Origin of the sequence: Streptomyces sp. NPDC006435 (assembly GCF_040612315.1) — a bacterium.
Lineage (GTDB): Bacteria > Actinomycetota > Actinomycetes > Streptomycetales > Streptomycetaceae > Streptomyces.
Window position 1 is genome coordinate 248,136 of the sequence record NZ_JBEXPY010000003.1, and the last position, 26,425, is coordinate 274,560.

General features: G+C 72.9%; 27 protein-coding genes. 12 read left to right on the forward strand and 15 right to left on the reverse strand.

The window, feature by feature from the left end; all coding sequences use genetic code 11:
• Window positions 1–2 precede the first annotated feature (2 nt).
• Together ABZZ04_RS05355 and ABZZ04_RS05360 are read right to left on the reverse strand one after the other, a co-directional pair.
• Window positions 3–821 carry a class I SAM-dependent methyltransferase gene (locus ABZZ04_RS05355; protein ID WP_356930850.1) on the reverse strand — a complete coding sequence of 273 codons (819 nt, stop codon included), beginning with the start codon at window positions 819–821 and terminating at the stop codon, window positions 3–5.
• Window positions 818–1,183, reverse strand: a complete 366-nt coding sequence (locus ABZZ04_RS05360) for a hypothetical protein (RefSeq protein WP_356930851.1) — start codon at window positions 1,181–1,183, stop codon at window positions 818–820. Before ABZZ04_RS05360 ends, ABZZ04_RS05355 begins: the two co-directional genes overlap by 4 nt.
• 100 nt (window positions 1,184–1,283) lie before the next feature.
• Between ABZZ04_RS05360 and ABZZ04_RS05365 the strand changes: the two genes are divergently transcribed.
• Both ABZZ04_RS05365 and fabV read left to right on the forward strand, forming a co-directional pair.
• Window positions 1,284–1,484: a hypothetical protein gene (locus ABZZ04_RS05365; RefSeq protein ID WP_356930852.1), complete on the forward strand. Its 201-nt coding sequence runs from the start codon at window positions 1,284–1,286 to the stop codon at window positions 1,482–1,484.
• A gap of 184 nt (window positions 1,485–1,668) precedes the next feature.
• Window positions 1,669–2,877 carry an enoyl-[acyl-carrier-protein] reductase FabV gene (fabV, locus tag ABZZ04_RS05370; protein WP_356930853.1) on the forward strand — a complete coding sequence of 403 codons (1,209 nt, stop codon included), beginning with the start codon at window positions 1,669–1,671 and terminating at the stop codon, window positions 2,875–2,877.
• 91 nt (window positions 2,878–2,968) lie between these two features.
• Here fabV and ABZZ04_RS05375 read toward each other — a convergent pair whose 3' ends face one another.
• Window positions 2,969–4,240, reverse strand: a complete 1,272-nt coding sequence (locus tag ABZZ04_RS05375; protein WP_356930854.1) for an MFS transporter — start codon at window positions 4,238–4,240, stop codon at window positions 2,969–2,971.
• Between the two features lie 198 nt (window positions 4,241–4,438).
• On the opposite strand from ABZZ04_RS05375, the gene ABZZ04_RS05380 reads away from it, so the two are divergent.
• Both ABZZ04_RS05380 and ABZZ04_RS05385 read left to right on the forward strand, forming a co-directional pair.
• Complete coding sequence (locus ABZZ04_RS05380; protein WP_356930855.1) at window positions 4,439–5,353, forward strand: hypothetical protein; 915 nt, start codon at window positions 4,439–4,441, stop codon at window positions 5,351–5,353.
• Between the two features lie 33 nt (window positions 5,354–5,386).
• On the forward strand, window positions 5,387–6,328 hold the full coding sequence (locus tag ABZZ04_RS05385; protein ID WP_356930856.1) for a MerR family transcriptional regulator: 942 nt from the start codon (window positions 5,387–5,389) through the stop codon (window positions 6,326–6,328).
• 173 nt (window positions 6,329–6,501) lie between these two features.
• Here the strand turns inward: ABZZ04_RS05385 and ABZZ04_RS05390 are convergent, their stop codons facing one another.
• The gene (locus ABZZ04_RS05390) at window positions 6,502–7,086 is read right to left on the reverse strand and encodes an XRE family transcriptional regulator (protein WP_356930857.1); all 585 of its coding nucleotides are present in this window, start codon (window positions 7,084–7,086) and stop codon (window positions 6,502–6,504) included.
• Between the two features lie 118 nt (window positions 7,087–7,204).
• Between ABZZ04_RS05390 and ABZZ04_RS05395 the strand changes: the two genes are divergently transcribed.
• The 3 genes from ABZZ04_RS05395 (at window position 7,205) to ABZZ04_RS05405 (ending at window position 9,773) form a co-directional block, all read left to right on the forward strand.
• The gene (locus tag ABZZ04_RS05395; RefSeq protein WP_356930858.1) at window positions 7,205–8,041 is read left to right on the forward strand and encodes an EamA family transporter; all 837 of its coding nucleotides are present in this window, start codon (window positions 7,205–7,207) and stop codon (window positions 8,039–8,041) included.
• Between the two features lie 139 nt (window positions 8,042–8,180).
• Complete coding sequence (locus ABZZ04_RS05400; protein ID WP_356930859.1) at window positions 8,181–8,888, forward strand: phenylalanine--tRNA ligase beta subunit-related protein; 708 nt, start codon at window positions 8,181–8,183, stop codon at window positions 8,886–8,888.
• A 405-nt stretch (window positions 8,889–9,293) separates the two neighbouring features.
• Window positions 9,294–9,773 (forward strand): VOC family protein, encoded by a 480-nt coding sequence (locus tag ABZZ04_RS05405; RefSeq protein ID WP_356930860.1) that lies wholly within the window; start codon window positions 9,294–9,296, stop codon window positions 9,771–9,773.
• A gap of 80 nt (window positions 9,774–9,853) precedes the next feature.
• Here ABZZ04_RS05405 and ABZZ04_RS05410 read toward each other — a convergent pair whose 3' ends face one another.
• Window positions 9,854–11,416: an MFS transporter gene (locus ABZZ04_RS05410; RefSeq protein ID WP_356930861.1), complete on the reverse strand. Its 1,563-nt coding sequence runs from the start codon at window positions 11,414–11,416 to the stop codon at window positions 9,854–9,856.
• Between the two features lie 102 nt (window positions 11,417–11,518).
• On the opposite strand from ABZZ04_RS05410, the gene ABZZ04_RS05415 reads away from it, so the two are divergent.
• Complete coding sequence (locus ABZZ04_RS05415) at window positions 11,519–12,130, forward strand: TetR/AcrR family transcriptional regulator (RefSeq protein ID WP_356930862.1); 612 nt, start codon at window positions 11,519–11,521, stop codon at window positions 12,128–12,130.
• A 95-nt stretch (window positions 12,131–12,225) separates the two neighbouring features.
• On the opposite strand, the gene ABZZ04_RS05420 is transcribed toward ABZZ04_RS05415, so the two are convergent.
• The 5 genes from ABZZ04_RS05420 to ABZZ04_RS05440 form a co-directional block, all read right to left on the reverse strand.
• Window positions 12,226–13,161 (reverse strand): NAD(P)H-binding protein, encoded by a 936-nt coding sequence (locus tag ABZZ04_RS05420; RefSeq protein ID WP_356930863.1) that lies wholly within the window; start codon window positions 13,159–13,161, stop codon window positions 12,226–12,228.
• Entirely contained in the window at window positions 13,158–13,517 is a 360-nt protein-coding gene (locus ABZZ04_RS05425; protein ID WP_356930864.1) for a DUF952 domain-containing protein, read from the reverse strand. The genes ABZZ04_RS05420 and ABZZ04_RS05425 overlap by 4 nt, the downstream gene beginning before the upstream one ends.
• 9 nt (window positions 13,518–13,526) lie before the next feature.
• Entirely contained in the window at window positions 13,527–15,044 is a 1,518-nt protein-coding gene (locus ABZZ04_RS05430) for a choice-of-anchor A family protein (protein WP_356930865.1), read from the reverse strand.
• Between the two features lie 168 nt (window positions 15,045–15,212).
• On the reverse strand, window positions 15,213–16,265 hold the full coding sequence (locus ABZZ04_RS05435; protein WP_356930966.1) for an NAD-dependent epimerase/dehydratase family protein: 1,053 nt from the start codon (window positions 16,263–16,265) through the stop codon (window positions 15,213–15,215).
• Window positions 16,266–16,401: 136 nt separating this feature from the next.
• Complete coding sequence (locus ABZZ04_RS05440) at window positions 16,402–17,355, reverse strand: LysR family transcriptional regulator (protein ID WP_356930866.1); 954 nt, start codon at window positions 17,353–17,355, stop codon at window positions 16,402–16,404.
• Between the two features lie 245 nt (window positions 17,356–17,600).
• On the opposite strand from ABZZ04_RS05440, the gene snpA reads away from it, so the two are divergent.
• Window positions 17,601–18,275, forward strand: coding sequence for a snapalysin (snpA, locus tag ABZZ04_RS05445; protein ID WP_356930867.1), 675 nt, complete (start codon window positions 17,601–17,603; stop codon window positions 18,273–18,275).
• Between the two features lie 132 nt (window positions 18,276–18,407).
• Here snpA and ABZZ04_RS05450 read toward each other — a convergent pair whose 3' ends face one another.
• From ABZZ04_RS05450 to ABZZ04_RS05470, 5 genes are all read right to left on the reverse strand, one after another.
• Window positions 18,408–18,767, reverse strand: coding sequence for a GntR family transcriptional regulator (locus ABZZ04_RS05450; protein ID WP_356930868.1), 360 nt, complete (start codon window positions 18,765–18,767; stop codon window positions 18,408–18,410).
• A 2-nt stretch (window positions 18,768–18,769) separates the two neighbouring features.
• Complete coding sequence (locus ABZZ04_RS05455) at window positions 18,770–19,753, reverse strand: DUF1648 domain-containing protein (RefSeq protein WP_356930869.1); 984 nt, start codon at window positions 19,751–19,753, stop codon at window positions 18,770–18,772.
• A 243-nt stretch (window positions 19,754–19,996) separates the two neighbouring features.
• Window positions 19,997–20,683, reverse strand: coding sequence for a DUF6304 family protein (locus ABZZ04_RS05460; protein ID WP_356930870.1), 687 nt, complete (start codon window positions 20,681–20,683; stop codon window positions 19,997–19,999).
• A 174-nt stretch (window positions 20,684–20,857) separates the two neighbouring features.
• Entirely contained in the window at window positions 20,858–21,922 is a 1,065-nt protein-coding gene (locus tag ABZZ04_RS05465) for a family 2 encapsulin nanocompartment cargo protein polyprenyl transferase (RefSeq protein WP_356930967.1), read from the reverse strand.
• A 117-nt stretch (window positions 21,923–22,039) separates the two neighbouring features.
• Window positions 22,040–23,443, reverse strand: a complete 1,404-nt coding sequence (locus tag ABZZ04_RS05470; RefSeq protein WP_356930871.1) for a family 2B encapsulin nanocompartment shell protein — start codon at window positions 23,441–23,443, stop codon at window positions 22,040–22,042.
• A 178-nt stretch (window positions 23,444–23,621) separates the two neighbouring features.
• Here ABZZ04_RS05470 and ABZZ04_RS05475 point away from each other — a divergent pair, with 178 nt between their 5' ends.
• From ABZZ04_RS05475 to ABZZ04_RS05485, 3 genes are all read left to right on the forward strand, one after another.
• Window positions 23,622–24,068 carry an Rrf2 family transcriptional regulator gene (locus tag ABZZ04_RS05475; protein ID WP_356930872.1) on the forward strand — a complete coding sequence of 149 codons (447 nt, stop codon included), beginning with the start codon at window positions 23,622–23,624 and terminating at the stop codon, window positions 24,066–24,068.
• A 112-nt stretch (window positions 24,069–24,180) separates the two neighbouring features.
• Window positions 24,181–25,377, forward strand: a complete 1,197-nt coding sequence (locus ABZZ04_RS05480) for a globin domain-containing protein (protein WP_356930873.1) — start codon at window positions 24,181–24,183, stop codon at window positions 25,375–25,377.
• Between the two features lie 96 nt (window positions 25,378–25,473).
• Entirely contained in the window at window positions 25,474–26,394 is a 921-nt protein-coding gene (locus ABZZ04_RS05485; RefSeq protein WP_356930874.1) for a pyridoxal-phosphate dependent enzyme, read from the forward strand.
• The last annotated feature ends 31 nt before the right edge of the window (window positions 26,395–26,425 follow it).

Sequence of the window (26,425 nt, forward strand, 5' to 3'; positions counted from 1 at the left end):
CCTCACCGGCGGCAGACGAGGATGCCTCCGAGGCAGGTGATCTCGTACGCCCCGTGCCGGACGATGTGGTCGGCCACCAGTGTGCGGGCCCGGTCGATGGTCGCGTCGAAGGGCACGTCGTGCTGGTCCGCCCAGGCACGGTACGAGGCCATGTGGGCGATGACCGGCTCGGGGTCGCGGACCGTGATGGTCCCCGGCAGTTCGACGACCTCCACCCGGCCGAACTCCTCACCGAGGAAGGCCGGGGCCTTCTCCAGGGAGAAGCGAGCGCTGAGCGAGATGCGAGCCGGGCCACGGTCGATCCCGAGGACATCACCTGCGGCCCGCTGCCAGAGCTCGTCCAGTTCGGCCTTGTCCCGGTCGCTGTTGGTGGAGACGACCACCAGCCCGTCACGGGTCACGGCCCGGGCCAGCTCTCTGACCGCCTGGGGGATGTCGGGCACGTGGTAGAGCATGTGAAGCGCGAGAGCGGCGTCGATGCTCGCCGATGCCAACGGCAGTCTTGTGGCATCCGTGACAGCAACCGGTCCGGGAACTCCGGTGAGGATTCCAGGAGCGATGTCGAGGCCGAGCAGTTCCAGATCCGGCCGGTCCTGACGGAGCCGCTGGATGAACTTGCCGTTGCCGCAGCCGATGTCGACGATCCGACCGCGTACGTCGACCAGCTGCTCGGCGACGAGACCCGGCAGATCGTACCGGGGTGTCTGCCACCGGTAGAGCGACTGTCGGGCGGCGAGGTCCCGGTCTCCGTTGTAGGCGCTGCCTGCCAGTCGGGCCCGGTCGGTAACGGCGGCGTCGTGGGCGGCGGACAGATCGGTCACGTCGGCAACTCCGGAGGATGGGCGGCGGGCAGGGACGCACGGACGGCCGTGTGCTGGAGTCGTTCGCGCAGGTGCACCGCCTGCGCGGCTCCACCGTACTGCGGCCCTTCCAACTCCATTCCGAGAACGGTGAGTCGGCGTACGATGCTTGCCGACATGCGCTCGGGCGAGGCCGCAAGGACGAAGTCGAGCATCTCCTCGGTGCCGCCCAGGTCGCCCAGGTCGCCCAGGAGCATGTGCCCGCGGGCGAGATCGAGGTGCGAGGCGAAGAGGTCTCCCACGGACTGGTCGTCCCCGTCCGCGCTCCGATAGAGCCGGATCGCCGTCTTTTCCGCGTACGGGCCCCGAGCTGCAGTCGCCAAGGCAAGCGAAATCATGAGCATCCTGCGGCAGTAGTGGCCTCACCCCAGTCCTGGGTATCCGCCCCCTCACGGGGGCCGGACCGCACCCGGTCCGGAGACCGTGGCCGCGTGCTCCCGTGTTCGACGCGTCACGCTCCGCCGGGCGCAGCCCGCCCTGCGTCTCGTCCTCGTGTGGTGCGGTCTGTTGTCGTTCGTCGTCGGGGTGGCGTTCCTGGGCCTCCACCGGGCCGGGAGCCCCGAGTTGCTCGGGGTGACCGCCGCCACCCGGTCCCTCGGGGCGGTGGTCCCGAGGGCGCGTTGACCGGCTGTCCGGCCACGTCGGCGGGGCGGTACGGCGGAGCTAGTGGGAATCCTCCAAGCCCGGTCGGGCATCGTTGTGCCGGTCGGGGTCACCGCGTTCATCCGTGCGGCCGCAGACTTGCAGGACGGGGCGGCCGAGGTGGTCACCGCGTCCATGTCCGTGACGACACCTGGGGCACCACACCGTGAGCGAACGCGTCATTGCGCCCAAGAACCGGGGTTTCCTGTTCCTGGACTCCCACCCCGACGGCTGCCGGCAGCTGGTGGACGAGATGTGGCGTGCCGTACCCGACCCGGTCGCCCCCGGGGGCGAGGGGCCGGTGGCCCTGGTCATCGGCTCGTCCGCCGGGTACGGCCTGGCCGCCACGATCGCGGGCCTGGCCCGGGTCGGCATCCGCGGCATCGGCGTGTGCTTCGAGAAGGCGCCCGCGCGACGCACCGGCACGGCCGGCTGGTACCGCACCGCCGCCACCGCCCGGCTCGCCCGGGAGCACGGGCGGGACATCGTCTTCCTCAACGGCGACGCGTTCGGCGACACGATGAAGGAGCAGGTCGCCGATCTCCTCGTCGAGCGGTTCGGGGGACGGCTCGACCACCTGATCTACTCGGTGGCCGCGCCCCGCCGCACCGACCCGGACACCGGCGACACGTACGCCTCGGTCCTCAAGCCGATCGGTTCGCCGTACACCACCAAGACCCTCGCCTTCGACGAGAACGGCGTGCCGGAGGTGAAGGAGGTCACCACCGAACCGGCCGAGGGCGACGACATCGAGCAGACCGTGGCGGTGATGGGCGGCGCCGACTGGGAACGGTGGATCACGTTCCTGGCCGACCGGTCCCTGCTCGCCGACGGCTTCACCACCGCCGCCCTGTCCTACATCGGTTCGCCGCTGACCGGGGCGATCTACCGGCAGGGCACCATCGGCGCCGCGAAGTCCCATCTGGAGGCCACCGCACGCACGTTGGACGAGCGTCTCGGCAAGACCCTGGGCGGCCGGGCCGTGACCTCGGTCAACGCCGCCGCCGTCACCCAGTCCTCCACCGCCATTCCCGGCATCGCCCTGTACGTCGGTCTGCTGCGCGGCGTCCTCGGCGACACGATGGTGGCCCCGATCGGTCAACTGGTCGAGCTCTGGGACCGGTTGACCGGTGCCCGCCCTCTCGACCTCGACGACGAGGGCCGGGTGCGTCTCGACACCTGGGAGCTCGAACCCGCCGTGCAGAACGCCGTCGCCGAGCGCTGGGCCACCGCCACCAGCGACAGCATCACCGGACTCGCCGACCTCGACTGGTTCAGTGACGAGGTCCGTCGCCTCTACGGCTTCTCCGTCCCCGGCATCGACTACGCCGCCGCCGTCGAGACCGACGTCCCCTGGCCCGCCCCCACCGTCTGACCCGCACCACGGGCGCCCCCGGTCACGCGTGCCGCGGAAGCGGAGCGGAACGGGGGCGCCGCGCCGTCCCGTCGTCGCGCGGCGCCCGTGGTCAGTACGTTCGGCCCGCTCCTCGCTTCGCGTCGTGCCTCCGTACGGACGGGAGCGCCAGCACCACGGCGACCGCGGCCAGTTGCCACAGCACCCCGAACCCCAGGAGCCGGTCCACGCCCACGGCTCCCGACACCGGCCCGGCCAGTGCCAGGCCGAGCGGCCCCAGGGCGAAGGCGCCCAGGCTGTCGAAGGCGCCGATGCGGCCGCGGGCCTCGGCGGGGATCTCGCGCTGGATGACGGTCGCCATGAGGGCGCTGCACACCGCCGCACCGACTCCCGCGACGAGCGCGGCGGCCGCCACCCAGGCCAGCGGCGCCCGCACGGCCAGCGCGGCGACCGGAACGGCCCAGCCCGCGGATGCGGCCACGGACCAGGCGACCGCCCGGCCGGGGTTCCGGCCGAGCAGTGCCAGGCCGCCGACGACCGAGCCGACGCCGTACAGGGCCAGCACCAGCCCCCAGGCCCTCGCGCCGCCGAAGCGTTGCTGGGCGAGCATCGGCCCCAGCACCAGGAACGGGGCCCAGAGGAAGAAGTTGAAGAGGCTGATGTGCAGGGTCGTGGCCCACAGCCAGGTGCGGGAGGTGAACTCCTTCCAGCCGAGGCCCAGTTCAGCGAGCAGCCCGCGGCGGGGCGCGGCCGGCTGTGACAGGGGCAGCCCGACCAGGGCCAGGACGCTCACGCCGTAGCTGACCGCGTCGACGGCGATCACCGTGCCCGGGTCGGAGACCGCGATGAGCAGGCCGGCCAGGCCGGGCCCCACGACCGAGGTCACCGCCTGGGTGATCTGCAGCAGCGCGTTGGCGTCCGCGAGGTCGTCCTCGGGGACGAGGCCGGGCACCAGGGCCGTCAGCCCCGGGCTGAATCCCCCCTCGCCGATTCCGAGGACCACCGCCAGCACGACCACTTCCCAGACCCTCGCACTGTGGGTGAACAGCAGCACGGCCAGCACGCCCTGGGAGCCGAACCGCAGCAGGTCCGACGTCAGCATGACCGTACGGGCCCCGAGCCGGTCGGTCAGTACGCCGCCGAGCAGCAGCACGACCAGCACCGCGAGGATCCGGGCCGCCATCACCACTCCGACGGCGTCGACCCCGCCGCCGGGCAGCTGCAGCACGACGAAGGACGTGGCGATCGTGTTCATCCCGGAACCGAGCAGCGACGTGCTCTGGCCGACGAGGAAACGACGGAACCGCGAGTGCCGCAGAACGCGCAGACGGTGAGCGGCGGACCGGGTCCCGGGCACGGCGGGAGAGCGAGTGCGAAGCGTCATGGGTCCGCACTCTTCCTCCGCCGGACCATTTCCCACAAGCGTTTCCGGAAAGAAAGTTGAGTCTTTTTCGATCAGTTTTACTTCCTCGCGAATTGCCGCAGTAAATAGCCTTCATTTACTGCAACATGCCTGGTGGTAGGCTCACTTGAGGGAAAGCGGGAGAGTAATTACGAGGCTCATTTACTGCGGGAGGACGGCATGGGAGAACATCGGATCGACGACCCGGGCGCGCTTCGTCCGGCGCCGGTGGAATACGGTGCCGCCGTCGACCGCTATCTCGTCGCGGCCGGTCTCGGCAGCGCCTCCCGCCGCGTCTACCGCATCTCGCTGCTCGGGTGGGCCTGGCCGTTGGTCGACCGGCGGGCGCCGACCGGCCGTGAGCGCAGGGGCGCCCGTCCGCCCGTCGTTCCGCTCGCCCTGCTCGACGCCCCGGAGACACCGGAACGGCTGCGGCGGGCGCTGGCCGACCGCGCCGGCACCGCACGACCGCGCACGCTGGACCGCGAGCTGGCCTGCCTCCGGGCAGCCACGGCGTGGTGGGCGGCACGGGGCTGGATCACCGCGGACCCGGCCGCCGGACTGGCTCCGCCGACGCCGCGTCCCGACCCGGTGCCCGCCCCCGCCGACACCCCTGTTCCCGCGGTCGCGGTACCGGCCGGGGGCGATGCGGACCGGGCCCGCGCCGCCCTCGCCCTGCGGGCTCCGCTCAGGGAGTTGACGCTGTGGCGCCTCCTCCACGAGTCGCGGGCCACCGTCGAGCAGGCGCTCGCCCTCGACATCGACCACCTCGACCTGCCCGGCCGACGCACCAAGGAGAGCGCGCCGGGGTCCCTGCGCTGGGGGCCGGGTGCGGCGCGTCTGCTGCCCATGCTGCTGGCCGGGCGCACCGCGGGGCCGGTGTTCGTCACCGACCGGCGGGCCCCCACCGGTACGGCCGCGGCCGACCGCTGCCCGGTGACCGGCCGGGGGCGGCTCTCCTACCGTCGGGCCGCGGAGCTCTTCACCGCCGCGACCCGGCCGCTCGATCCGGCCGGCCGCGGCTGGACCCTGCTCGTCCTGCGCGACCGGGCACCCCGGGACGGTCGGGAGCGGGGGAGACGGGGGGCGGCTTGACTCTCCCGTGGAGGGAGAGTCGAAGGTGGGGGCATGGAAAGCGGCACGCTCTGCTCGATCGGCGAACTCGCCCGGCGCACCGGGCTGACGGTCAAGACCATCCGGTTCTACTCCGACCGCGGCATCGTGGTGCCGGCCCATCGCACTCCCGCCGGTTACCGCCGCTACGGCCCGGACGCCGTCGCCCGGCTGGCCCTGGTGCGGACACTCCGTGAGCTGGGGCTCGGCCTCGACGAGATCCGGCAGGTCGTCGACCGGGAGCTGACGCTCGGCGAGGTCGCCGCCCAGCACGCCGCCGCGCTGGAGGTACAGATCGGCATCCTGCGCCTGCGGCGGGCGGTGCTGACGACCGCTGCCGGACGCGACCCCATGACACCCGAGGAGATGGAACGCATGCACCGACTGGCCCGGCTCACCGGGGACGAACGTCGGCGGTTGACCGACGAGTTCCTCGACGCCGTCTTCGCGGGTCTCGACGAGGACGCCGGTTGGGCCGGGGTCCGACGCTCCATGACGCCCGAGCTCCCCGACGATCCGACGGAGGAACAGCTCGGGGCCTGGGTCGAGTTGGCGGAGCTGTCCCTGGACCCGGACTTCCGCGCCCGCGTGCGGAGCGGGGCCGAGGGCCATGCGGCCGGCCTGCCCGACGGCGGCTCCGGGCAGCCGCGCCCGGATGTGGTCGTGATCGCCCGTGACCACGCGGCGGCGGCCCTCGCCGCCGGGATCACCCCGCGATCGCCCCGGGCCGACCGCGTCGCCGCAGCGATCACCGCGGACTGTTCACGCGCCCTGGGCCGGCCCGACGACGGCGAACTGTGCCGTTGGGTGCTGCAACGGCTGACGGCCGTGAACGATCCGCGCCGGGACCGGTACTTCCGGCTGCTCGCCCTGATCAACGGCTGGCCGGCTCCGGAACGCCTGGCACCGGCACTCGACTGGTCGGTCGCGGCGCTGCGTCTGCGAGCGGCTCGCTGACGCGGCGCCGTGACCGGTTCGTCGACACGGCCGACTCGTCGACATGAGCAAGTCGTTGATGCGAGCGGACAGTTGGCGCGAACGGCCAGTTGGTGCGAGTGGCTCGTCGATGTGACCGGGCCGCCACGTCGGGGCACGTCCGTACGCCCCGTACGCCCCGTACGCCCCGCGGTTCAGCTCGCGGCGGCGGGGCCGGGCGGGATGTGGACCGTCATGATCAGGTGGCAGGTCTCGGTGCCCGCGCCGCGGTAGGTGTGGGGGGTGTCGCCGTCGAACGTGGCGGTCTGCCCGGCCTCGACGGTGTGCTCGGTGCCGTCTACGACCAGGGTCATCCGGCCGGAGGTGACGCTGAGGGTCTCCACGACCCCGGCCTGGTGGGGGTGGCTGGGATACTCCTCGTCCGGCCGCAGCCGCCAGCGCCAGACCTCCACGGGCGCCGGGCCCGAGGTCGTCAGCATGAGCCGGGCATCGCCGCCGTGCTCACCGGTCCACAGAGGCGCCACGGTGTCGGCGGTCACGACCCGGACGCGGCCTTCGGAGGGGCCCTGCATCAGGGCGGAGACGGAGATGCCGAGGGTGTCGGCCAGCCGGACCAGGGTGGCCAGGTTGGGGTTGCCCTGGGCCTTCTCCAGCCCCACCAGGGCTCCCTTGCTGACCTGGGCGCGACGGCCGAGCTCCTCCAGGGACAGGCCCGCCCGGATGCGGGCCGCCCGGACGTTGTGCGCGACCGTCCGCAGGGCTGCGGCCGTCTCGGTCACGGGATCACCATCTCTCACAGCTGAACTATTTCAATGAACCGTCCGGTCGTTTCATTGACACACCCCGGTCGGTCCGTTGTACGGTGCGGTCATTCCATTGAATGGTAAGGGATGTGCTGTGATCGCTCTGCTCCTGGCCCTGGGCAGCTCGCTCGCTTACGGCTGCGCCGACTTCCTCGGCGGCCTCGGCGCCCGCAAGGCCCATGTGCTGCGGACCGTGATGATCGCGGCCCCGTCCAGTCTCGTGGTCGAACTGCTGCTGTGGCCAGTGCTCGGCGCCTCGTTCAGCGTCGGCGCCCTCGGCTGGGGTGCCGCCTCGGGGGTCGCGTCGGCCGCCGCGTTCGCACTGCTCTACCGCACCCTGGCGATCGGGCCGATGAACGTGCTGTCGCCCGTCACCGCGCTGGTGTCCGCGGCCCTGCCCGTCGGCGTGGGCCTGTTGCAGGGTGAGCACCTGGCCGCCGCCGGGCTGATCGGCCTGCCGCTCGCGCTGGTCGCGGTGGTGCTGGTCAGCGCCGGGCACGGTGCCGGGGCGGCGCGGCCCTCCCGCACGGCGCTGCTGCTGGCCTTCGGGGCCGGCGCCGCCATCGCCCTCCAGTTGGTCTTCCTGCACCAGGCGCCCACCGACAGCGGAGTGGCCCCGCTGCTCATCGGCCGTACCGTCTCCTCGGCGATCACCCTGACCGCGGCGGGGCTGCTGCACCGCCGACTGGGCCCCGAGCGGCCCGCGTACGCGACCTCGGCGGCCGCGGGCGCGCTGGACTCCGTGGCGAACCTGCTGTTCCTGCTCGCCGCCCGCAGCGGGGACCTCGCCGTCGTCGCCGTGATCACCGCCCTGTACCCGGTCGGCACGGTCCTGCTCGCCCGCAGCGTGCTCGCCGAGCGCATCCACCGCGGCCAGCTCGTCGGCCTGGGCACCGCCGCCGTCGCCGTGGGCCTCCTAGCCCTGACCTGACCCGACCCGGCCCGAGTCCGATCAGGTCCCCGGTCCCCTCGCCCCGCCCCTGCCCGAGTCCGGGCAGGTTCCCCGAGCCCCTCGCCCCCTCGATCCCCGTACGTACGCAGTAATCAGGAAACGGAACCACCCCCCCCCCATGACCGCCTTCCGCATCGCCCCCACCGTCGTGGCGGCCTTCCCCGACACCCTCGTCGCCCTGGTCACCGCCACCGGTCTGCGCGGCCGCGAGCCCTGGCCCGGTACCGTCGCCGCCCTGGCGGAGCTGGAGGGACGGCTCGCCGACGGCAGCTGGCACCCCGCCGACGAGACCGATCCCCGCATCGAGGCGTGGCACACCGCCTACCGCTCCTTCGGCACCAACCCCCGCCGCGTCCGCCCCAGCGTCGACGCGCTCGGCCGCCGTCTCGCCAAGAAGGGCGCCCTCCCCCGCATCAACCCGCCCGTCGACTCCTACAACGCGGTCTCCGTCCGGCACGGTCTGCCCGCGGGCGCCTTCGACCTGGACCGGGTCACCGGCGACGTCGAGATCCGGCACGCCGACGGCTCCGAGTCCTTCACCCCGCTCGGCGAACCCGACACCGTCGAGAACCCCGGCCCCGGTGAGATCGTCTATGCGGACACCACCGGTGTCCTGACCCGGCACTGGAACCACCGCGACGCCCACCGCACCCGTGTCACCGAGGACTCCACGGACGTCGTGTTCATCCTCGAAACCCTCCACGCCGCCCGCGACGGCCACCTCGTCGAGTCCGCCGCGCACGAACTGCGGGACCTGCTCGCCCCGCACGCCGGCCGGACCGCCGTGCACCGCCTGGACGCGGCGCGGCCCCGGGTCACCGTCTGAGCCCGTCCCCCGGACGTGACCGGGACCTCGGGGTCGGACCCGGGTATGACGTCACGCGCCCCGCGCCCCGCACACCGACGCCGTACGCCCCACGCACCGGGCCGCACGCCCCGCACGCCGACGCCGTACGCGCCCCTGCTCCGCGACGCGCACGCCGTCCCCGCGCGATTCGGACGGGGCGGTCGTTCGGTGCGGAGTGCATCCGTGTCGCCGGGCGGGTTCGGGGCCGTCCGCGGGGGACCATATGGAGTCGACCGTTCCCTGTTTCCTCACGGGTGTTCCCCGTACAGCGATGAGTTTTCGGGGCGGGATCGGTCGATATGGGTGGACATGCGCAGACGACGGGGCTGCGCGCATTACGGGGTTGCGCACTTGACGGGGTTGCGCACACGACGGGAGACAGCGATGACCACCGAAGGCTTCACCACGTGTCTGTGGTTCGACGGGCAGGCCGAGGAGGCGGCGGAGTACTACCTGACGGTCTTCAAGAACTCACGCCTCGGCAGGATCGGCCGCTACACCGAGGCGGGTCCGGGGCCCGCCGGATCGGTGATGACGGTCGAGTTCGAGCTCAACGGCCAGAAGTTCGTCGGACTGAACGGCGGGCCGGAGTTCACGTTCAACGAGGCCATCTCGTTCCAGATCCGCTGTGCGGACCAGGCCGAGGTGGACCACTACTGGAGCAGCCTCACCGACGGGGGCGAGGAAGGGCCCTGCGGCTGGGTGACGGACCGGTACGGCGTCTCCTGGCAGGTCGTGCCCGAGGCGCTGCTGGAGATGGTCCTCGACCCGGACGCCGAGAAGGGCGCCAGGACCACGCGGGCGATGATGACCATGAAGAAGCTGGACATCGCCGCCCTGCGCGAGGCCCACGACGGGGGTTGAGACGCACGGTCGCGGCGATGCCGGGCCGCGGACGGATCAGGCCGATCCGCCGCCCGGCATCGCCGCACCGCTCCCCGGCCTCACCCCCGGGCGCCGTTGCCCGCGCCGCTCCCGGCGCCGGGTCGCGCACCGCGTCGCGGTCCGAGGAAGGCGCCCACGAGCAGCGCGCCCGCGAGGACCAGCGCCGAGTTGACCAGGATCGCGACCGACACCCCCGAGAGGACGCCCTCGGGGCCGGTGTCGCCGAGGGCGGACATCCGGGCGGTGGCGACGGCGCTCATGACCGGGATGCCCATGGTGATGCCGACCTGCTGGGTCATGGTGGCCAGGCCGGTGGCCAGCCCCTGCTCCTCGTCGGGCAGTCCGGAGGTCGCGGTGACCATGAAGCCGACGATCATCAGCATGTTGCCGATCCCGCCGACGAAGGTGGCCGCCAGCAGGAGCAGGATCCACTCCCCCGCCGTCCCGAGCGCCACCAGGGAGAGCGTGGCGACGGCCTGGACGATCCCGCCGGCGACGATGGTCGTACGGTTCCCGAAGCGCCCGACCGCACGGCCGCCGAACGCGCCGCCAATCACGGTGCCGACGCCCAGGACACCGAAGGCGAGGCCGGTGGCGAGCGGCGAGTGGCCGAGGACCTCCTGCAGGTAGAGGGTCAGCAGGAAGACCAGCGAGGTCTCGGTGACGAAGGCGATCAGACCCGCGGTGTTGCCCCAGATGACGCTGCGCCGCTTCAGGATGCGTACGGGAACCAGCGGCGACGCCGCCCTCTTCTCGACGGTCCAGAAGCCGACGAGGAGCACGAGGCCCGCGAGGAGCGCGGCCAGGGTGGTGGGCGTGGTCCAGCCGGACTCGCCGGCCTGCGTCAGCCCGTAGACGAGCAGGAGCAGACCGCCGGTGACGGTCACGGCTCCGGGGACGTCGAGCCGGGGACGCCCGGCGGGGCGCGATTCGGTGATGACGGACGGGGCGAGGGCGACCACCAGGGCGGCCACGGGCACGTTGATGAAGAACGCCCAGCGCCAGGAGAGCAGATCGGTGAGCAGGCCGCCGAGGACGGCTCCGGCGGTGAACCCGGCGGACATCAACGCGCCGTTGAGGCCGAGAGCCCGCTCCCGCAGGGGGCCCTCCTTGAAGGCGGTGGTCAGCAGCGCGAGCCCGGCCGGGGTGACGGCCGCCGTGGCGAGCCCCTGCAGCACCCGTGCCACGAGCAGCACTTCGGGCGAGGTGGCGAGGCCGCCCAGGACGGAGGAGAGGCCGAGGACGGTCATGCCGCCGAGGAACAGCCGCTTGCGGCCGACGAGATCGGCGACCCGCCCGAACAGCAGGGTGAAACCGGCGGCGGCGAGCGCGAACGCGGTGGCGATCCACTGCAGGTTCGAGAGGGAGAACCCCAGCCCCTCGCCGACGACCGGCAGCGCGACGTTCAGGATCGAGAAGTCCACGGCGATCATGAACTGCGCGCCGAGAAGGAGAGTGAGGACGAGCTTCTGGCGCCCGGTAATGCGGATCTTCGACGAGGGGGCGTCGGCGGTGACTCCGGCGGCGCCGCCGGAGGCGCTGTCGATGGCGATCTCGGTGACGGTTTCGGCAGCGGTGTCGGTGTCGGTGGTGCCCGACGGGGCCTGGCAGGGTGCGGACATGAGGGGACTTCCTCAGACAGGAGTTTTAAACGGGACAGCAGTTCCGTTAAGGTGAAGTCACCGTAGCAGAGGAAGAGCTGTTAATGGAACTGGAGACCCGTTATGACTTCTGAGGGTGTGGAACCCGGCAGCGTCCGGCCCGGCGGCCGTACCGCCCGGGTCCGGGAATCGGTGTTGCGGGCCGCGGGCGACGCCCTGGCCGAGCACGGTTTCGACCGTCTGGATCTGGCCGATGTCGCACGCCGGGCGGAGGTCGGCAAGACGACCGTCTACCGGCGCTGGTCCACCCCCACCGGCCTGGTCGCGGACCTGCTCGACGACATGGCCGAGCAGTCCTCGCCCCGTACGGCCACGGGTTCGCTGATCGACGATCTCAGGGCCAACGCCCGGCTGGTGGCCACGACCCTCTCCGACCCCCGGCAGGGCCCCCTCTTCAAGTCCGTGATCGCCGCGGCCACCTGCGACCCGCGCACGGCCGGGGCGCTGCACCGGTTCTACGCGGTCCGCGTCGAGGAGTGGTCCGGCTGCGTCACCGAGGCGGTCGAGCGCGGGGAGCTGCCCGCGGGCACGAACGCGGGCGAGGTGATCCGCGCCGTGTCGGCACCGCTCTACTACCGGCTGCTGGCCGGCGGCGGGCCGCTCGACGAGGCGGCCGCCGACCGTGCCGCCGAGGCGGCGGCCGCGGCGGCACGGGCAGGGGTGTACGTGGACTGAGGCGCCGGGTGCCCCGTCACACGGAACAGGCGGTACGGCCGGGGCTGCCGGTACCGGCGGGGGCTATCCGTACGGGCAGTGCGGTCGGTACGCGGTCAGGACTGCTTCAGCAAGTGCCGGTAGCTGTCCGGGTGTTCCCTCAGATAGGTGGCCAGGTCCGTCGCCGGATGCCCCGTCAGGTCCGGCACCGCGTCCGAGACCGTGGCCATCTCACCGGTGGCGATGGCCTCGTACGACGTCACCCAGCCGGTCACCTCCCAGTCCTCGGCCCCGTACTGCGCCCGTGAGGCGTAGGCCTCCTCGCGGGTCTCCGGTACGTAGGTGACGGTCCGGCCGGTGACCCTGCTCAGTTCCTCGGCCGCCTCGGCGAGGGTGAACGCCTCGGGGCCCGTGAGGTCGTACGTCACCCCGTCGTGGCGGGTGTCGACGCGCTCGGCGTCGGCCAGCAGCACGGCGGTCGCGGCGTCCGCGATGTCCTCGTGCGCCACCGCCGCCACCCGGCCGTCGCCGCCCGGACCGCGCAGCACCCCGTCCGAGCCGGTCATCGCGGGGAGACCGGCGAGGTACAGACTGTCGCGCAGGAAGGTGTGGCGCACGTCGGCGGTCCGGATGTACGCCTCGGTGTGCCAGTGGTCCCGGGCGAAGGTGAATGTGGCGTCCGGCGCCGCGCCCAGGAACGAGACGTACACGATGCGTTCCACGCCCACGGCGACCGCCGCGTCCACGGCGGTCGTGTGCTCGCGCACCCGGTAGGGGCTCTCGTGCGCCGATACGAGGAACAGCGTGTGCGCGCCGGCGAGCGCGCGGCGCATGGCCTCCCCGTCGCCGTACCGGGCGGGCGGGGCCGCGACCGCGCCGGGCAGTTCGGGCAGTCGCGCCGGATCGCGCCCGAGGAGCCGCACGGGCACTCCGGCGCGCGCCAGACGTCGTGCGACCCGGCCGCCCACGGCGCCGCTCGCCCCGGTGACGGCGACGACGGGGGCTTCGGGGTTCACCGGACCCACGGGGTCCTCAGGGGGTGGAGCGTTCATGCGGGGTCACCTTCCTTGTCCGGCCAGGGACGCACTTCCACGACCGCGTCCACCGGGACGGGCCCGTAGATGTGCGGGAACTCCTCGCCGCCGGGCGCGAGGGACTCGTACCGTACGGGCGCCGGGAGCCGGTCGGGGTCGATGACGAGGACCACGAGTTCCTGGTCATCCGCCCCGGCCCCGCTCCCGGCGCCGTACAGCATCTCGGCCACGCCGGCGAGCTGGTGCGGCGACGAGCAGTGGATGAAGCCCTCTTCGTGCAGGGTGCGGCCGCGGGTGGACATCTCGTACGTCCCGATCCCGCGGGCCGCCTCCCACAGGGGCCCTTCGGTGAGGTGCAGCAGCAGTTCGGCCATGGGCCAAAGCTAGCTGCGTCGGCGCGCCCTACGGGCCATCAGCGTGGCCGCCGAACCGGCCGCGAGCAGAGCCGCCGCGATGCCACCGATGACCCATTCACCGCCGCGGGCGCCCGTATGGGGAAGCTCTCCCCCGGGGTGGGGCTTGTGCGGCCAGGTGTGGGTCGGGACGGGATCCGGCCCGGGCACCGTCTCCGAGGGCCACGGCCCGGGAGTGTGGGTGCGCGTCGGGGTACTCGTGGGCGTCGGCGTGTCGGTGGGGGCGGGGGTGCCGGTGGGCGCGGGCGTGTCCGTCGGCGTCGGCGTATCGGTGGGCGTCGGGGTGTCCGTCGGCGCGGGGGTGTCCGTCGGCGTCGGCGTATCGGTGGGCGTCGGGGTGTCCGTCGGCGTCGGGGTATCGGTCGGCGTGGGGGTGTCCGTGGGCGTCGGCGTGTCCGTAGGAGTGGGCGTCGGTGTGGGTTCCTCGGCGCAGCTCGGCAGGTCCCCGTCGAAGGGATAGGCGTGCAGCTCCTGGCCGCCCGACTGCCCCGAGGACGTGTGGATCAGCGAACCGGCGGTGTAGAAGCGGCCGTTGGTGCCGCTCATGTCCAGGGTGGTCGTGCTCGACGGCCGGCCGATCAGCACGCTGCCCTGGAACTGGGTGGAGCCGTGCAGCCCGATCTCGGTGGCGTCGGGGAAGTTCCACAACAGGCGTTCGCGCAGTCCGGCCTGGGGCAGCGACCCCATGTACGTGTTGATGTTGCGGCTGCTCCCGTAGACGTTGACGAGCACCGTCGCACCGTCCGGGATCGCGTTGAACGTGATGCCCTGCTGACCGCCCCCGCCCGCCGCCACATCCGCGTCCACGGCGAACACCTGGAGGGCGGAGGTGCCGTCGCCGACGAAGGCCGTCTCGAAACCGGCGTTCACCGTGGTGCCCGTGACGGGGCGTCGGTGGTCCTGGCCGTCGTCGTACGCGTAGCAGTGGCTGGCCGCGGTCAGCTGGTCGCGCAGCGCCGTGTACGGGTCCGTGGCCGCGGGGTCCCTGCGCGGCGCCGGGGTCACCGTTCCGCTGACGGTGTCGGCGTACTTGACCACACCGTGGTTCGGCCCCTCCTCCGCGATCAGCCGCTGCCCGTCCGCGACGGTCAGCGGCCCGCCCACCGTCAGGTAGTCGGAGTCGTTCGGGGGCGGCACCCGGGAGCCCACGCCGACCACGCCGACGTTGTAGATCTGTGAGATCCCCTCGCGCTTGTTCATGTCGAACCGGCCGAGGGCGACGATCTTCCCCTCGGCCTCCGCAGCGGCCTCCCGGACCAGGAAGTCGCCACCGACGAAGATGTTGATGTTGCTGTCGTGGTGGGTGACGGCCCCGTTGTTCGGGTCGAGCCAGGTGGTCGGGCAGTCGTCCCCCCGACAGGGGCCGAGCCCGCCGGGCAGCGGGTCGGCGAGAGCGGTGGCCGCCAGCGTGCCCACCAGTGCCGCGGCCGCCGCCGCGGCCACTGCCGCCTGGATACTTTTGCCGCGCCTGAGCGCATCTGTTGCCATAAACGGCAATATGTAGCTTTACGTATCGAACGAAGTGGAATGCCACGCCGGATCGGATTCGATGTACCCGGATACCCGGAACGCGTACCGGCGTCCCGTGCACGGAACGCGCACCGGCACACCTGCACACCGGCGCACCTGCGTGTCGGAACCGGTCCGGCGTGCGTGTCAGCCCTGCTTCGCCAGCAGTTCCGCCTCCACCCTCGGGTCCAGGCCGACCGTCGGCCGGTCCGGCCGCTGCGGAGCCCGTCCGCCCAGCTCCTCCAGCCACTTCCAGGTGTCGGCGACCGTCTCCTCGACCGGCCGGCAGCGCAGGCCGGACGCGTACGCCCGGCTCACGTCGCCCCGGTGCACCGCGTCGTACAACTCGCCCGGCGGCACCCAGACCGGCAGGTCGCTCCACGGCTCCACGCCCGCCGCGAGGACCGTCTCCGCGGGGGTCCAACGGAGCGTCGCGTCGGAGCCGGTGGCACGTACGCAGGCGTCCAGCAACTGCCCCATGGTGGCGTGGCCCGAACGGCTGACCAGGTTGTACGGGCCGCCCAGTCCGCCGCTGCCCGCGTCCAGCAGCCAGTTCGCGAGGTCGCGGGCGTCGATGTACTGGAGCTCCAGGTCCGGGGTCCCCGGGGCGAGCACCGGTCCGCCCCGGGCGATCCGCGTCAGCCACCAGGGCAGCCGGCCGATGTTCTCGCCGGGGCCCAGGATCAGGCCCGCGCGGGCGAGCAGGGCCCGGTCCCCGAAGGCGTCGAGCACGGCCAGTTCACCGCCCCGCTTGGCCAGGGCGTACGGGACCTCCCCGTCCTTCCCGTCCTCGTCGGGCGAGGCCCCGGCCACCAGCGGACCGTCCTCCGGCAGCCCGGGCGGGGCCGGGTAGCCGTACACGGAACGGCTGGACACGTACACGTACCGGCCGACCCGGTCGGCCAGCAGCCGGGCCGCGTCCCGTACGGCGGAGGGCGCCCCGGTCCAGGTGTCGACCACCAGGTCCCAGTCGTACGCGTCCCCGTCACCGCCCCTGCCGCCGTCCGCATCCCCGTCCCCGGCACGGGGGCCGGGCGCGGCCAGTGCCGCGAGCCCGTCCTCGGCGGTGCGGTCGCCGAGGAGTTCCGTCACCCCCGGCGGGGGCGCGTGCCGGCCCCGGTGGAACACCGTGACCTCCCAACCGCGTGCGAGCGCCTCCTCCGTGACGGCGCGTCCGACGAATTCCGTACCACCCAGCATCAGAAGTCTCATGGGCCGACTCTGCCTGCCGTGTCCCCGGTCCGGAACCGGTCCTCGCTCTCAGCGGAATCGAGCACCGGTTCGCCCCGCCGGTCACCCGCGCTCCTCATCGGCTGCCACCCGCGAAGGGCGTCGGTCAAGGGGCGCAGACGAGCGGGCTGCGGTTGCGCAGCAGCCACTGGTGGTAGTCGGCCGCCCGCTGGGCCGCCTCCCGGTAGGCCGCCTCCAGTTCCGCGTACGCCGCCGTCATGTCGGTGCCCGGCCGGGACACCAGCAGCAGCCGTACCGCGAGGGGGTCGTCGCGCAGCGGGCGGATCGCCATGTCGTCGCGCGGCCCCGAGGTGGGCTGGCAGGGGGCGACCGCCTCGCCGAGCACGATGAGGGAGGCGGCGGTGAGGTAGTCGCCGTGCAGGACGGTCGGAGCGAGGCCGGCCTCGTCGAACACCCGGCGCAGCCCGTCCCACTCGCCGTCCACCGTGGGGTCCACCATCCACCGGTCGGCGGCCAGGTCCTCCAGGTCGACCACGGACCGGGCGGCGGCCGGATGGTCCCTGGCCATGGAGATGAACTGGGGTTCGCGCTCCAGGAGCACGCGCTGTTCCAGTCCCTCGGGGACGGCCAGCGGGCAGCCCTCGACCTCGTGCACGAAGGCGACGTCCAGCCCGCCCGTCCCGACGTCGCGGAGCAGTGCGCGGGCCGACACGTCGACCCGCAGCGAGATGTCCGTGTCGGGCAGCCGGAGCCGCAGCCTGCGCAGCCAGCCGCCGATGACCCGGCTCGCCGTGCAGCCGATGCGCAGTCGCGGGCCGGTGGCGCGCACCGCGGCGGCCTCCGCCTTCGCGTCGCTGACCAGGGCGGTCATTCCGTCGACCAGGGGGCGGGCCCGGCTGAGGACGGCGCGGCCGAGCAACGTCGGTCGGCAGCCGGTCCGTTCGCGGGAGAACAGCTCGGCGCCCAGGGTGTTCTCGATCCGTCGCAGCTGGGTGGTCAGGGAGGGCTGGCTCACGCCCAGACTGCGGGCGGCCCGGTGCAGACTGCCCATGTCGGCGATGGCGCACAGCGCCCTGAGGTGTCTCACCTCAAGCTCCATGCCGTCGAGCGTAGGGCGGCGGGCAACGGTCGCACCAGACTCCCCAATCCCGCCAAAGCCTGTTAATTCACCTGGAGTTGACGCAGGATTCGGTGAAGATACCGAGGACGGTGATAGGGCGGCGCTATCGCCGGTTGACATCATCCGCCGGGGCCTCCGCTCCCCGACACTCTCTCCGTACCCCACCCGTCCCCGTCCGGTCATCGGACGGGTCCATCGGACCGGTAATCGGTAGGAGACCCCCCATGAGACACCCCAGGACCGTCATGTCGGCCGTGGTCGGCCTCGGCCTCGCCGCCGCGCTGGGCACGGCCCCCGCCATCGCCGCCTCCCCGGCCTCCGACTCGGCGCCCGCCGTCGCCGTGTCGGAGGCCCGGGCCGGCTACACCGCCTACTCCGAGTCGAAGGAGAACGCCGCCGCGAACAAGGCGTTCTTCGAGGCGGTCGCCAAGTCCGTGGCGAAGAAGCGGGCGGCGAACCCCGGCACCCAGGCGGTCACCGTCGTCTACAGCGCCTCCAACGCGCCGAGCTTCCGCAGCCAGATAGCCAGCAGCGCGCAGATCTGGAACAGCTCCGTCTCCAACGTCCGGCTGCAGGAGGGCTCGAACGCCGACTTCACCTACTACGAGGGCAACGACTCCCGCGGCTCGTACGCGAGCACCGACGGGCACGGCAACGGGTACATCTTCCTGGACTACGCGCAGAACCAGCAGTACAACTCGACCCGGGTCACCGCGCACGAGACCGGGCACGTGCTCGGCCTGCCGGACCACTACTCCGGTCCGTGCAGCGAGCTGATGTCGGGCGGCGGCCCCGGCACGTCCTGCACCAACCCGTACCCGAACGCGAACGAGCGCAGCCAGGTCAACTACCTGTGGCAGTACGGCTTCGCGGCCGCACTGGCCCGCAACTCCTCCTGATCCGTCCCCCCGCGCCTCCCCCGGGCCGCTTCACGGCCCGTCGCGCGGGACCCGGGGCCACCTCGTAGGACGGGGTGGCCCTTCGGGGTCTCCGGGACGCCCGAGGACACCCGGACCAGGGGCGCCGGGGTCTCAGGACGTGTTCAGCGCGGTACGCACCAGGTCCAGCAGTTCGTCCTCCGTCATCCCCAACTCGCGTGCGTCGGCGACCACTTCGCGCACCCTCTCCAGCAGCCGGGCCCGGTGCGGCGGGACACCGCCGGTGACGACGGCGCCGCGGCCCCGGCGCAGTTCGATGAGCCCCTCCTCGCGGAGCCGCTGGTAGCCGCGCAGCACGGTGTGGACGTTGACCCCGAGGGACTCCGCGAGCACCCGGGCCGCGGGCAGCCTCTCGCCGGGCGCCACCGTCCCGTCGGCGACCGAGCGGCGCACGGACGCCGCGATCTGGTCGCCGAGCGGCACGGTGGACGTGGGATCGACACGGAACAGCATGCTCAGTGCTCCGCCCGACGCTGGTCGATCAGGGTGTTGAGGAGCGCCGCCCCGGTCGCCGAGTCGTCGACGGTCACCGCGAACTTCCGGCCGTCCGCCAGCGTCGCCACGATCCCCTCGCCGGAGCGGAGCATCACGCCCGTGCGCCCCGGCCGGATGCGGTATCCCCAGCCGCCGTATTCCGACAGGGGGTTGATGTGCCGGCTGCTCGCCGCCTCGATCCGGTCGAGCGGCACCCGGACGCGAGGCCAGCGCAGCGTTCCGGAGACGGTGATGCCGCGCCGGTCCACCACCACGCACGGCCGCACGAACCCGGCCAACAGCACGGCGATGAGCAGCGGGGGCAGCCCGGCGGCCCAGCCCGACACGATCAGGCCCACCACGCCCAGGGCGACGAGCAGGAGCACGATCAGCGGCAGCCACAGGCTCCCGACACTGCGCGTCCAGCCGACGACCTCCCCGTCCGCGAGTGCGATCCGCGCGGTGTCGCCGACCGGCTCGTCCCCGGCCTGCGGCACCGGTGCGGGACGGAGCGCGGCCAGTCCCGCACCGATCCCGCCCGCGAGCACCGCGGCCCCCAGGGCGGCGGCGAGCTGCCACATCGGGAGCGAGACGCCCTGCGCCTCCCCCCGCGCACCCTCGACGGCGTCCACGTTGGCGAGCAGCGCGGCGGCCAGCAGCCAACCGAGGAACCCCGCGAAGGCGTAGCCCCCGGCGACGGCCAGGCGGTGGGCCCGTCCGTGGAACTTGCCCCGCGTCACCGTGAGGGCCCACGAGACGCCGATCACGGCGAACACCAGCGTGCAGAGCACCGGGTACCAGATCAGATCCATGTGCCTGTCCGCCCGGCCGCCGCCCGTGAAGTGGCTGGCCGGCCGGTCGGGCAGCCGGTCCCGGAACACGAGGAACAGGGCCAGGTCGACGACGAGCGCCAGCAGAAACGGCAGGACGGCAAGAGTGGTCCCACCCAAGTTCTTACGGTTCATTAAAACCTCCCTTGTTCGCATGCTAGTAGAACAATGGCGGGACAACAATCCCGATTCCTCGCCCCTCATGCCCTCCCCGCCCTTCTTGCCCTCTCTCCCCCACCGCCCGCACCGCCCCGGAACGACAGAGCTGCCCCGTACCGGAACTGTTCCGGTACGGGGCAGCGTCGACGAACGGAAACGTACGGGGCCGGGCGGGGCGGGCCCGGGCGGGATTCGGGAGGGGCGTGGGGCGGGAGGGCGTCAGGCGTGTTCCAGCGGGAACGCACCCCGGTGCCCGGTACCGGCGCCGCCGTCCGGGCGGGGCTCGTACTCGCGGCAGCTCCAGACCTCCTGGACGAATCCGGTGCGCCGGTCCCACAGTTCCAGGAGGTCGCCCTCGCCGGACGCCCCGCGATAGGCGTCCTTGGCCCCCCGGAAACAGGCGAGGCCCCCGGACAGTCCGCGCCCCGTGCCCGGAGCCGGCTCCGGGGCCGGGAAGTAGTCCGAGAAGGCGCAGGCTATGCAGGTCCGCAGGCGCACCCCGGGCGGCAGGGCGCGCTGGATCGTGGCGAGGGCGGAGGCGAAATCGCTCTCGGCGCGATGGGAGGCGTAGGCCGCACCGCCGAACTGCAATTCGAGGCTGAGGTGCGAGTCGGGGCGGCGCAGCGACAACAGGCAGCTGAGCGTGGCCTGGTGGACGGTTCCGTCCCAGGCCACCGGGAGCGGCAGGTCCCACTCCAGGACGCAGTCGCTCAACGCGCCGTCCACCAGGGCGAACCGGTCGTCGGCCGGTGGTGCCCCGACGACCGGGGCGAGGCCGTCGAAGCTCGTGCCCTCGAAGTCGATCCCCCTTGTCCGGAGACGTAGTTGCTGTCCGTCGGTGGTGAGGACGACGGCGTCGGAACCCTGCCGGTCCCGGTACCACCCTGCCCATGACTCATCTGTCATGGGCAGGGACTGTAGTCCGTGCCCACGACAGTCGGCCTGTCGCCCTCCTCTTCGCCGAACGGCCCTCGTGACCTCGGCTCCTTTCCCCCTCCGCACTCGGCGCGTCCGGGCGTTTCCCGTTCCTCCCGGCCGGAACGGAAGCCGGCGGGTCCGGGCGTTCCCGCCCCCTCCCGCTCAGTGCGTCCGGCGGGTGACGAACTCCGCCAGGGTCAGCAGGTCACCCGCCCGGGCCAGGTCGGGCACCGCCCTGGAGAGGTGGTGGATCGCGCGTGCCATCCGGTCCGCTGCGCAGATCTGCGCCCAGTCCCGGCCGCCGGCCCGGTCCACGGCATCGGCGGCGCGGCTCACCTCGTCGGGCGTGTCCATGGCGCCCCGGTAGAGCGTGGCGAGTTCGGCCGCAGCGGGGGTGCCGGAGGTCAGGGCCGCGACGACGGGCAGGGACTTCTTGCGGGCGATGAGGTCCGCCCCCACCGGCTTCCCGGTCCGTTCCGGGTCGCCCCAGATGCCGATCAGGTCGTCGATGAGCTGGAAGGCGAGTCCCGCCTCCCGGCCGAACCCGTCCATCGCGCCGACCGCCCGCTCACCCGCGTCCGCGTAGAGCGCCCCCGTCGCGCAGGCGCAGCCGAGCAGGGCGCCCGTCTTGGCGACGGCCATGGTCAGGCACTCGTCCAGGGTGACCCCGTCGGGGTCCCGGTCCTCGAAGGCGCAGTCGGCCTGCTGGCCCGCGCACAGCTCGATGATGCAGGTGGAGAGCCGCGCCGAGGCCCGCGCCGCCGCCGGGTCCGTGTCCTCGGCGAGCAGCCGCTGGGCGAGGGCGAGCATGGCGTCGCCGGTGATCACCGCGGCGGGGATGCCGAACACCGCCCAGGCCGTGGGCCGGTGCCGGCGGGTCCGGTCCTCGTCGATGATGTCGTCGTGCAGCAGGGTGAAGTTGTGGGCCAGCTCCACGGCGACGGCGGCCCGCAGCGCGCGCTGCGGGTCGCCTCCCAGGGCCCGTGCGGCGGCGAGGACCAGCGCGGGTCTGATCGCCTTTCCCGCCCGTCCCGAGGACGGGGAGCCGTCGGCCTCCTCCCAGCCGAAGTGGTACGCCGCGACACGGCGGATCGACCCGGGCAGGGAGTCGACCGCGGCGCGCAGCCGCGGATCGACGAGGGCCCGGCTCTGCTCCAGGAGCGCCTGCGCCTCCTGGCCCTGCGCGACGGGGGCGACCGGGTCGCCGTCGCCCGGGGCGCGGGGGATGGGTGGTTGGGGTACGTCTCGGGTCTTCACTGGCCGTCCTCCCGGAACCGCCCCGGGCACGACTGCCCGGGGCGGAGATCTACAAGGACCGGACACCGCCGTCCGGCCCGGGGTGCGTTACTGGCGACGACCGACCTCGACGTTCTCCAGTACGCCCAGCGCGTCCGGCACGAGGACGGCCGCGGAGTAGTAGGCCGTGACCAGGTACGAGACGATCGCCTGTTCGTCGATGCCCATGAAGCGGACCGAGAGGCCGGGCTCGATCTCGTCGGGGATGCCGGACGGCTGGAGCCCGACGACCCCCTGCTCGGCCTCGCCCGTCCTCATGCAGATGATCGACGTGGTCCGGGCGTCGCTGACCGGGATCTTGTCGCACGGGAAGATCGGTACGCCCCGCCAGGCCGACACTCGGTGTCCGCCGACCTCGACACTCTCCGGCACCAGACCGCGCCTGCTGCATTCGCGGCCGAACGCCGCGATGGCCCCCGGGTGGGCGAGGAAGAGCTTCGGACCGCGGCGGCGCGAGAGCAGTTCGTCCATGTCGTCGGGGCCGGGCACCCCGTCGTGCGGCTGGAGGCGCTGTCCGTAGTCGCAGTTGTTGAGCAGCCCGAACTCGCGGTTGTTGACCAGCTCGTGCTCCTGGCGCTCGCGCAGCGCCTCGACCGTGAGCCGCAGCTGCTGCTCGGTCTGGTTCATCGGCTGGTTGTACAGGTCGGCGACCCGGCTGTGGACCTTCAGCACGGTCTGGGCGACGCTCAGCTCGTACTCGCGCGGCGCGGGCTCGTAGTCGACGTAGGTGTGCGGGACGACGGCTTCGCCGACGTGCCCGGCGGACAGGTCGATCGCCGCCTCGCCGTACTCGTTGGTGCGCTGCCGCGGGATGGCGAGGAGGCCGGCGAGGTGGGTGCGGAGCGAGTCCGAGCGCTCCGCGAGGTTCAGCACGTCCGCCCGGCTCAGCGTCAGCACCGTGCAGGCGGTGACGGCGCGGGCCGTGCAGTCCCAGACGGCGTCGCCGTCGACCAGCGCCCGGTCCCCGAAGTAGGACCCGTCGGCGTGGACCCCGAGCACCGCTTCGTCCCCGTAGGGACCGGCACCGACCTTCTCGACCTTGCCGTGCGCCAGCAGGTAGACGACGTCCGCCGCGTCCCCCTCGGAGGCCAGCACCTGCCCGGCGGCGATCTCCCGCTGCTCGCAGCGCCGGGCCAGCTCGCCCAGCACCTCCTCGTCGCCGAAGTCCCGCAGGGCGGGCAGCTCCCCGAGCTCCGCGGGGACGACCGCCACCCGGTCACCGGTCTGCACGAAGGTCACCCGGCCGTCGCCGACCGAGTGGCTCAGCCTCCGGTTCACCCGGTAGGTGCCGCCCTGCACCTGTACCCACGGCAGCGCCTTCAGCAGCCACCGCGAGGTGATCTCCTGCATCTGCGGGGCGGACTTGGTGGTCGTCGCGAGGTTCCGCGCCGCCGCCGTGCCCAGACTCTGCTGCGGCGGCGACACGCTCCGAACCTCTTCGCCAACGGACATCCGACACCCTCTCAACTCTTCAGCCGATCTGCGCGAAGAAGCCTTTCAGCACGGAGAGCCACGACGCCATTACACAAAAGAGTGTGACTAATCTGCCCACGACTGGGCAGAGTGCCCGGCCGTGCCCGCGGAGCCGGATAACTTGCATCCGGGATGCAACTTATCTACCGTGAGGGTCATGCGGCTGACGAAATTCACCGACGTGGCGTTGCGCGTACTGATGCGCCTCGCCGTCGCGGAGAACGAGGAACCGCCGACCACCCGGGAGGTGGCGGCCACCATGCAGGTGCCGTACACCCACACCGCGAAGGTCGTCGCCAGGCTCCAGCACCTCGGCCTCATCGAGACGCGACGGGGGCGCGGCGGCGGGCTCAGCCTCACCGCGGCGGGCCGTTCCGCCTCCATCGGCGGACTCGTCCGCGAGCTGGAGGGCCCCGGGGACGTCGTCGACTGCGAGGGCACCACCCCCTGCCCGCTGCGCTCGGCCTGCCGGCTGCGCGTGGCCCTGCGCCAGGCGGAGGACGCCTTCTACGCCTCGCTCGATCCGCTCACCATCGGTGAGCTCGTAGCCGCCCCCACCGGACCACTGCTGATCGGCATCAGCAGCAGCCGCCCCTCCGGCTGACCGGCAACCACCCCCACCCGCACCACCGCCACGAACCGGGCTCCCCTGCCCGGTTTCCTCTCGCAAAAAAATACGCATCTCAGATACCAATTCAAGGTTCCAGGAGGAACAGATGCTCTCCGAGACGTCGACCGCCACCGTCCGTGCCACCCTTCCCGCCGTGGGCGCGGCCATCGGAGACATCGCCGATCTCTTCTACCGCAAGATGTTCGCGGCCCACCCCGAGCTGCTGCGCGACCTCTTCAACCGCGGCAACCAGGCCTCCGGCGCCCAGCGCCGGGCGCTGGCGGGCTCCATAGCCGCCTTCGCGACCCAGCTGGTGGAGCACCCGGACACCCGCCCCGACGTGATGCTCAACCGGATCGCCCACAAGCACGCCTCGCTCGGCGTCACCGCCCCGCAGTACGAGATCGTGCACACCCACCTGTTCGCCGCCATCGCCGAGGTGCTCGGCGACGCGGTCACCCCGGAGGTCGCCGCCGCGTGGGACGAGGTCTACTGGCTGATGGCCGGCGCCCTGATCTCGATCGAGGAGCGGCTGTACGCCCAGCAGGGCGTCGTCGCCGGTGACGTGTGGCGCGAGTGGGAGGTGGTAGCCCGCATCGAGGAGACCGCGGACGTCGCCACCTTCCAGCTGCGCCCGGCCGACGGGGTGCCCGCCCCCGCCTTCCGCCCCGGCCAGTACGTCTCCGTGCAGGTGGAGCTCCCCGACGGGGCCCACCAGATACGCCAGTACAGCCTCTCCTCCGCCCCCGGTTCACGGCTCCGCTCGATCACCGTCAAGCGGGTGCACGAGGCCGGCGCGCCCGACGGCGAGGTCTCCAACCACCTGTACACCGAGATCGGGGCCGGCGACCGGCTGCGCGTCTCCGCCCCGTACGGCGACCTCGCGCTCGACTCCGCCGACGTCCCGCTGCTGCTCGCCTCCGCGGGCATCGGCTGCACCCCGATGCTCTCGATGCTGGAGCACCTCGCGGCGCTCGACCACCGCGCCCCCGTCACCGTCGTGCACGGCGACCGCTCCCCCGCCACCCACGCGATGCGCACCGACCACGCCCTGCTCACCGAGAAGCTCCCCGCCGCCACCGCCCACTTCTGGTACGAGGCCCCCGAGCCCGGCCACCCCGCCGACCGCACCGGCCTGGTCGACCTGAGCGGGATCGACGTCACCCCCGGCACCCACGCCTACCTCTGCGGCCCCCTGCCCTTCATGCGCTCCGTGCGGACGCAGCTGCTGGCCAAGGGGGTCCCGGCGGCCGACATCCACTACGAGGTGTTCGGCCCGGACATGTGGCTGGCACAGGACTGACCCCCGTCACCGCTCGCGGACCCGCGAGGACGTGACCGCCGTGGCCGACCGGGCCCGCCGCCCGGCCGGCCACGGCCGTGCCGCGACAATGGGGGCATGGCAGCCCCCTCCCCCGCCCCCCGGCCGGCCGACGCCGCGGACCCCGCACTCGCGCTCCGGCCCCGGCTGCCCTCCCCGTCGCAGGAGGTCCGTGACGAACGGTTCGAGCGGCACGGCGTCCGGTTGCTGCTCAAGCGGGACGACCTCATCCACCCGGACCTGCCGGGCAACAAGTGGCGCAAGCTCGTCCCCAACCTGCGGGCCGCCGCCGGACGCACCGTGCTGACCTTCGGCGGGGCGTACTCCAACCACCTGCGGGCCACCGCCGCCGCCGGACGGCTGCTCGGGTTCCCCACCGTCGGGATCGTGCGCGGCGACGAACTGGCGGACCGCCCGCTGAACCCCTCGCTCGCCCGGTGCGCGGCCGACGGGATGACCCTGCGCTTCGTGGACCGCGCGACGTACCGCGCGAAGGGCGATCCGGAGGTCCTGGCGGGGCTGCTGGGCGCCTTCGGGGACTGCTGCGTCGTTCCGGAGGGCGGAAGCAACTCCCTGGCCGCACAGGGCTGCACGGAGCTGGGGCGCGAGCTGCGCGGTTCGGCCGACGTGGCCGCGGTGGCCTGCGGCACCGGGGGCACCCTCGCCGGTCTCGCCGCCGGCCTTGGCCCGGGGCGGCGCGCCCTCGGGATCCCGGTGCTGCGGGGCGGCTTCCTCGGGGACGCGGTGCGCGGCCTCCAGGAGGAGGCGTTCGGCGGCCCGGCCGGGTCGTGGTCACTGGACGAGCGCTTCCACTTCGGCGGCTACGCCCGTACTCCCCCGGCGCTGCTCGCCTTCGCGGACGACTTCGAGCAGCGGCACGGGATGCCCGTGGAGCGGATCTACGTCGCCAAGCTGCTGTACGCGCTCACCGAGCTGGCCGCGGAGGGCGCGTTCCCTCCGGGAACCACGGTCGCGGCGGTCGTCACCGGCAGCCCGTGACCGGCGGCCCGCAGCGGCCCGCTCCGGAGGG

Excerpts from the sequence above, each read along its gene's own strand:
- ABZZ04_RS05385 (WP_356930856.1), top strand. The coding sequence starts at position 5,387 with ATGGAAAGCGGCACGCTCTGCTCGATCGGCGAACTCGCCCGGCGCACC.
- ABZZ04_RS05460 (WP_356930870.1), bottom strand. The coding sequence starts at position 20,683 with ATGACAGATGAGTCATGGGCAGGGTGGTACCGGGACCGGCAGGGTTCC.
- ABZZ04_RS05470 (WP_356930871.1), bottom strand. The coding sequence starts at position 23,443 with ATGTCCGTTGGCGAAGAGGTTCGGAGCGTGTCGCCGCCGCAGCAGAGT.
- ABZZ04_RS05485 (WP_356930874.1), top strand. The coding sequence starts at position 25,474 with ATGGCAGCCCCCTCCCCCGCCCCCCGGCCGGCCGACGCCGCGGACCCC.
- ABZZ04_RS05410 (WP_356930861.1), bottom strand. The coding sequence starts at position 11,416 with ATGTCCGCACCCTGCCAGGCCCCGTCGGGCACCACCGACACCGACACC.
- ABZZ04_RS05400 (WP_356930859.1), top strand. The coding sequence starts at position 8,181 with ATGACCGCCTTCCGCATCGCCCCCACCGTCGTGGCGGCCTTCCCCGAC.
- ABZZ04_RS05425 (WP_356930864.1), bottom strand. The coding sequence starts at position 13,517 with ATGGCCGAACTGCTGCTGCACCTCACCGAAGGGCCCCTGTGGGAGGCG.
- ABZZ04_RS05420 (WP_356930863.1), bottom strand. The coding sequence starts at position 13,161 with ATGAACGCTCCACCCCCTGAGGACCCCGTGGGTCCGGTGAACCCCGAA.
- ABZZ04_RS05475 (WP_356930872.1), top strand. The coding sequence starts at position 23,622 with ATGCGGCTGACGAAATTCACCGACGTGGCGTTGCGCGTACTGATGCGC.
- ABZZ04_RS05455 (WP_356930869.1), bottom strand. The coding sequence starts at position 19,753 with ATGAACCGTAAGAACTTGGGTGGGACCACTCTTGCCGTCCTGCCGTTT.
- ABZZ04_RS05430 (WP_356930865.1), bottom strand. The coding sequence starts at position 15,044 with ATGGCAACAGATGCGCTCAGGCGCGGCAAAAGTATCCAGGCGGCAGTG.
- ABZZ04_RS05415 (WP_356930862.1), top strand. The coding sequence starts at position 11,519 with ATGACTTCTGAGGGTGTGGAACCCGGCAGCGTCCGGCCCGGCGGCCGT.
- snpA (WP_356930867.1), top strand. The coding sequence starts at position 17,601 with ATGAGACACCCCAGGACCGTCATGTCGGCCGTGGTCGGCCTCGGCCTC.
- ABZZ04_RS05440 (WP_356930866.1), bottom strand. The coding sequence starts at position 17,355 with ATGGAGCTTGAGGTGAGACACCTCAGGGCGCTGTGCGCCATCGCCGAC.
- ABZZ04_RS05435 (WP_356930966.1), bottom strand. The coding sequence starts at position 16,265 with ATGCTGGGTGGTACGGAATTCGTCGGACGCGCCGTCACGGAGGAGGCG.
- ABZZ04_RS05480 (WP_356930873.1), top strand. The coding sequence starts at position 24,181 with ATGCTCTCCGAGACGTCGACCGCCACCGTCCGTGCCACCCTTCCCGCC.
- ABZZ04_RS05375 (WP_356930854.1), bottom strand. The coding sequence starts at position 4,240 with ATGACGCTTCGCACTCGCTCTCCCGCCGTGCCCGGGACCCGGTCCGCC.
- ABZZ04_RS05450 (WP_356930868.1), bottom strand. The coding sequence starts at position 18,767 with ATGCTGTTCCGTGTCGATCCCACGTCCACCGTGCCGCTCGGCGACCAG.
- ABZZ04_RS05405 (WP_356930860.1), top strand. The coding sequence starts at position 9,294 with ATGACCACCGAAGGCTTCACCACGTGTCTGTGGTTCGACGGGCAGGCC.
- ABZZ04_RS05380 (WP_356930855.1), top strand. The coding sequence starts at position 4,439 with ATGGGAGAACATCGGATCGACGACCCGGGCGCGCTTCGTCCGGCGCCG.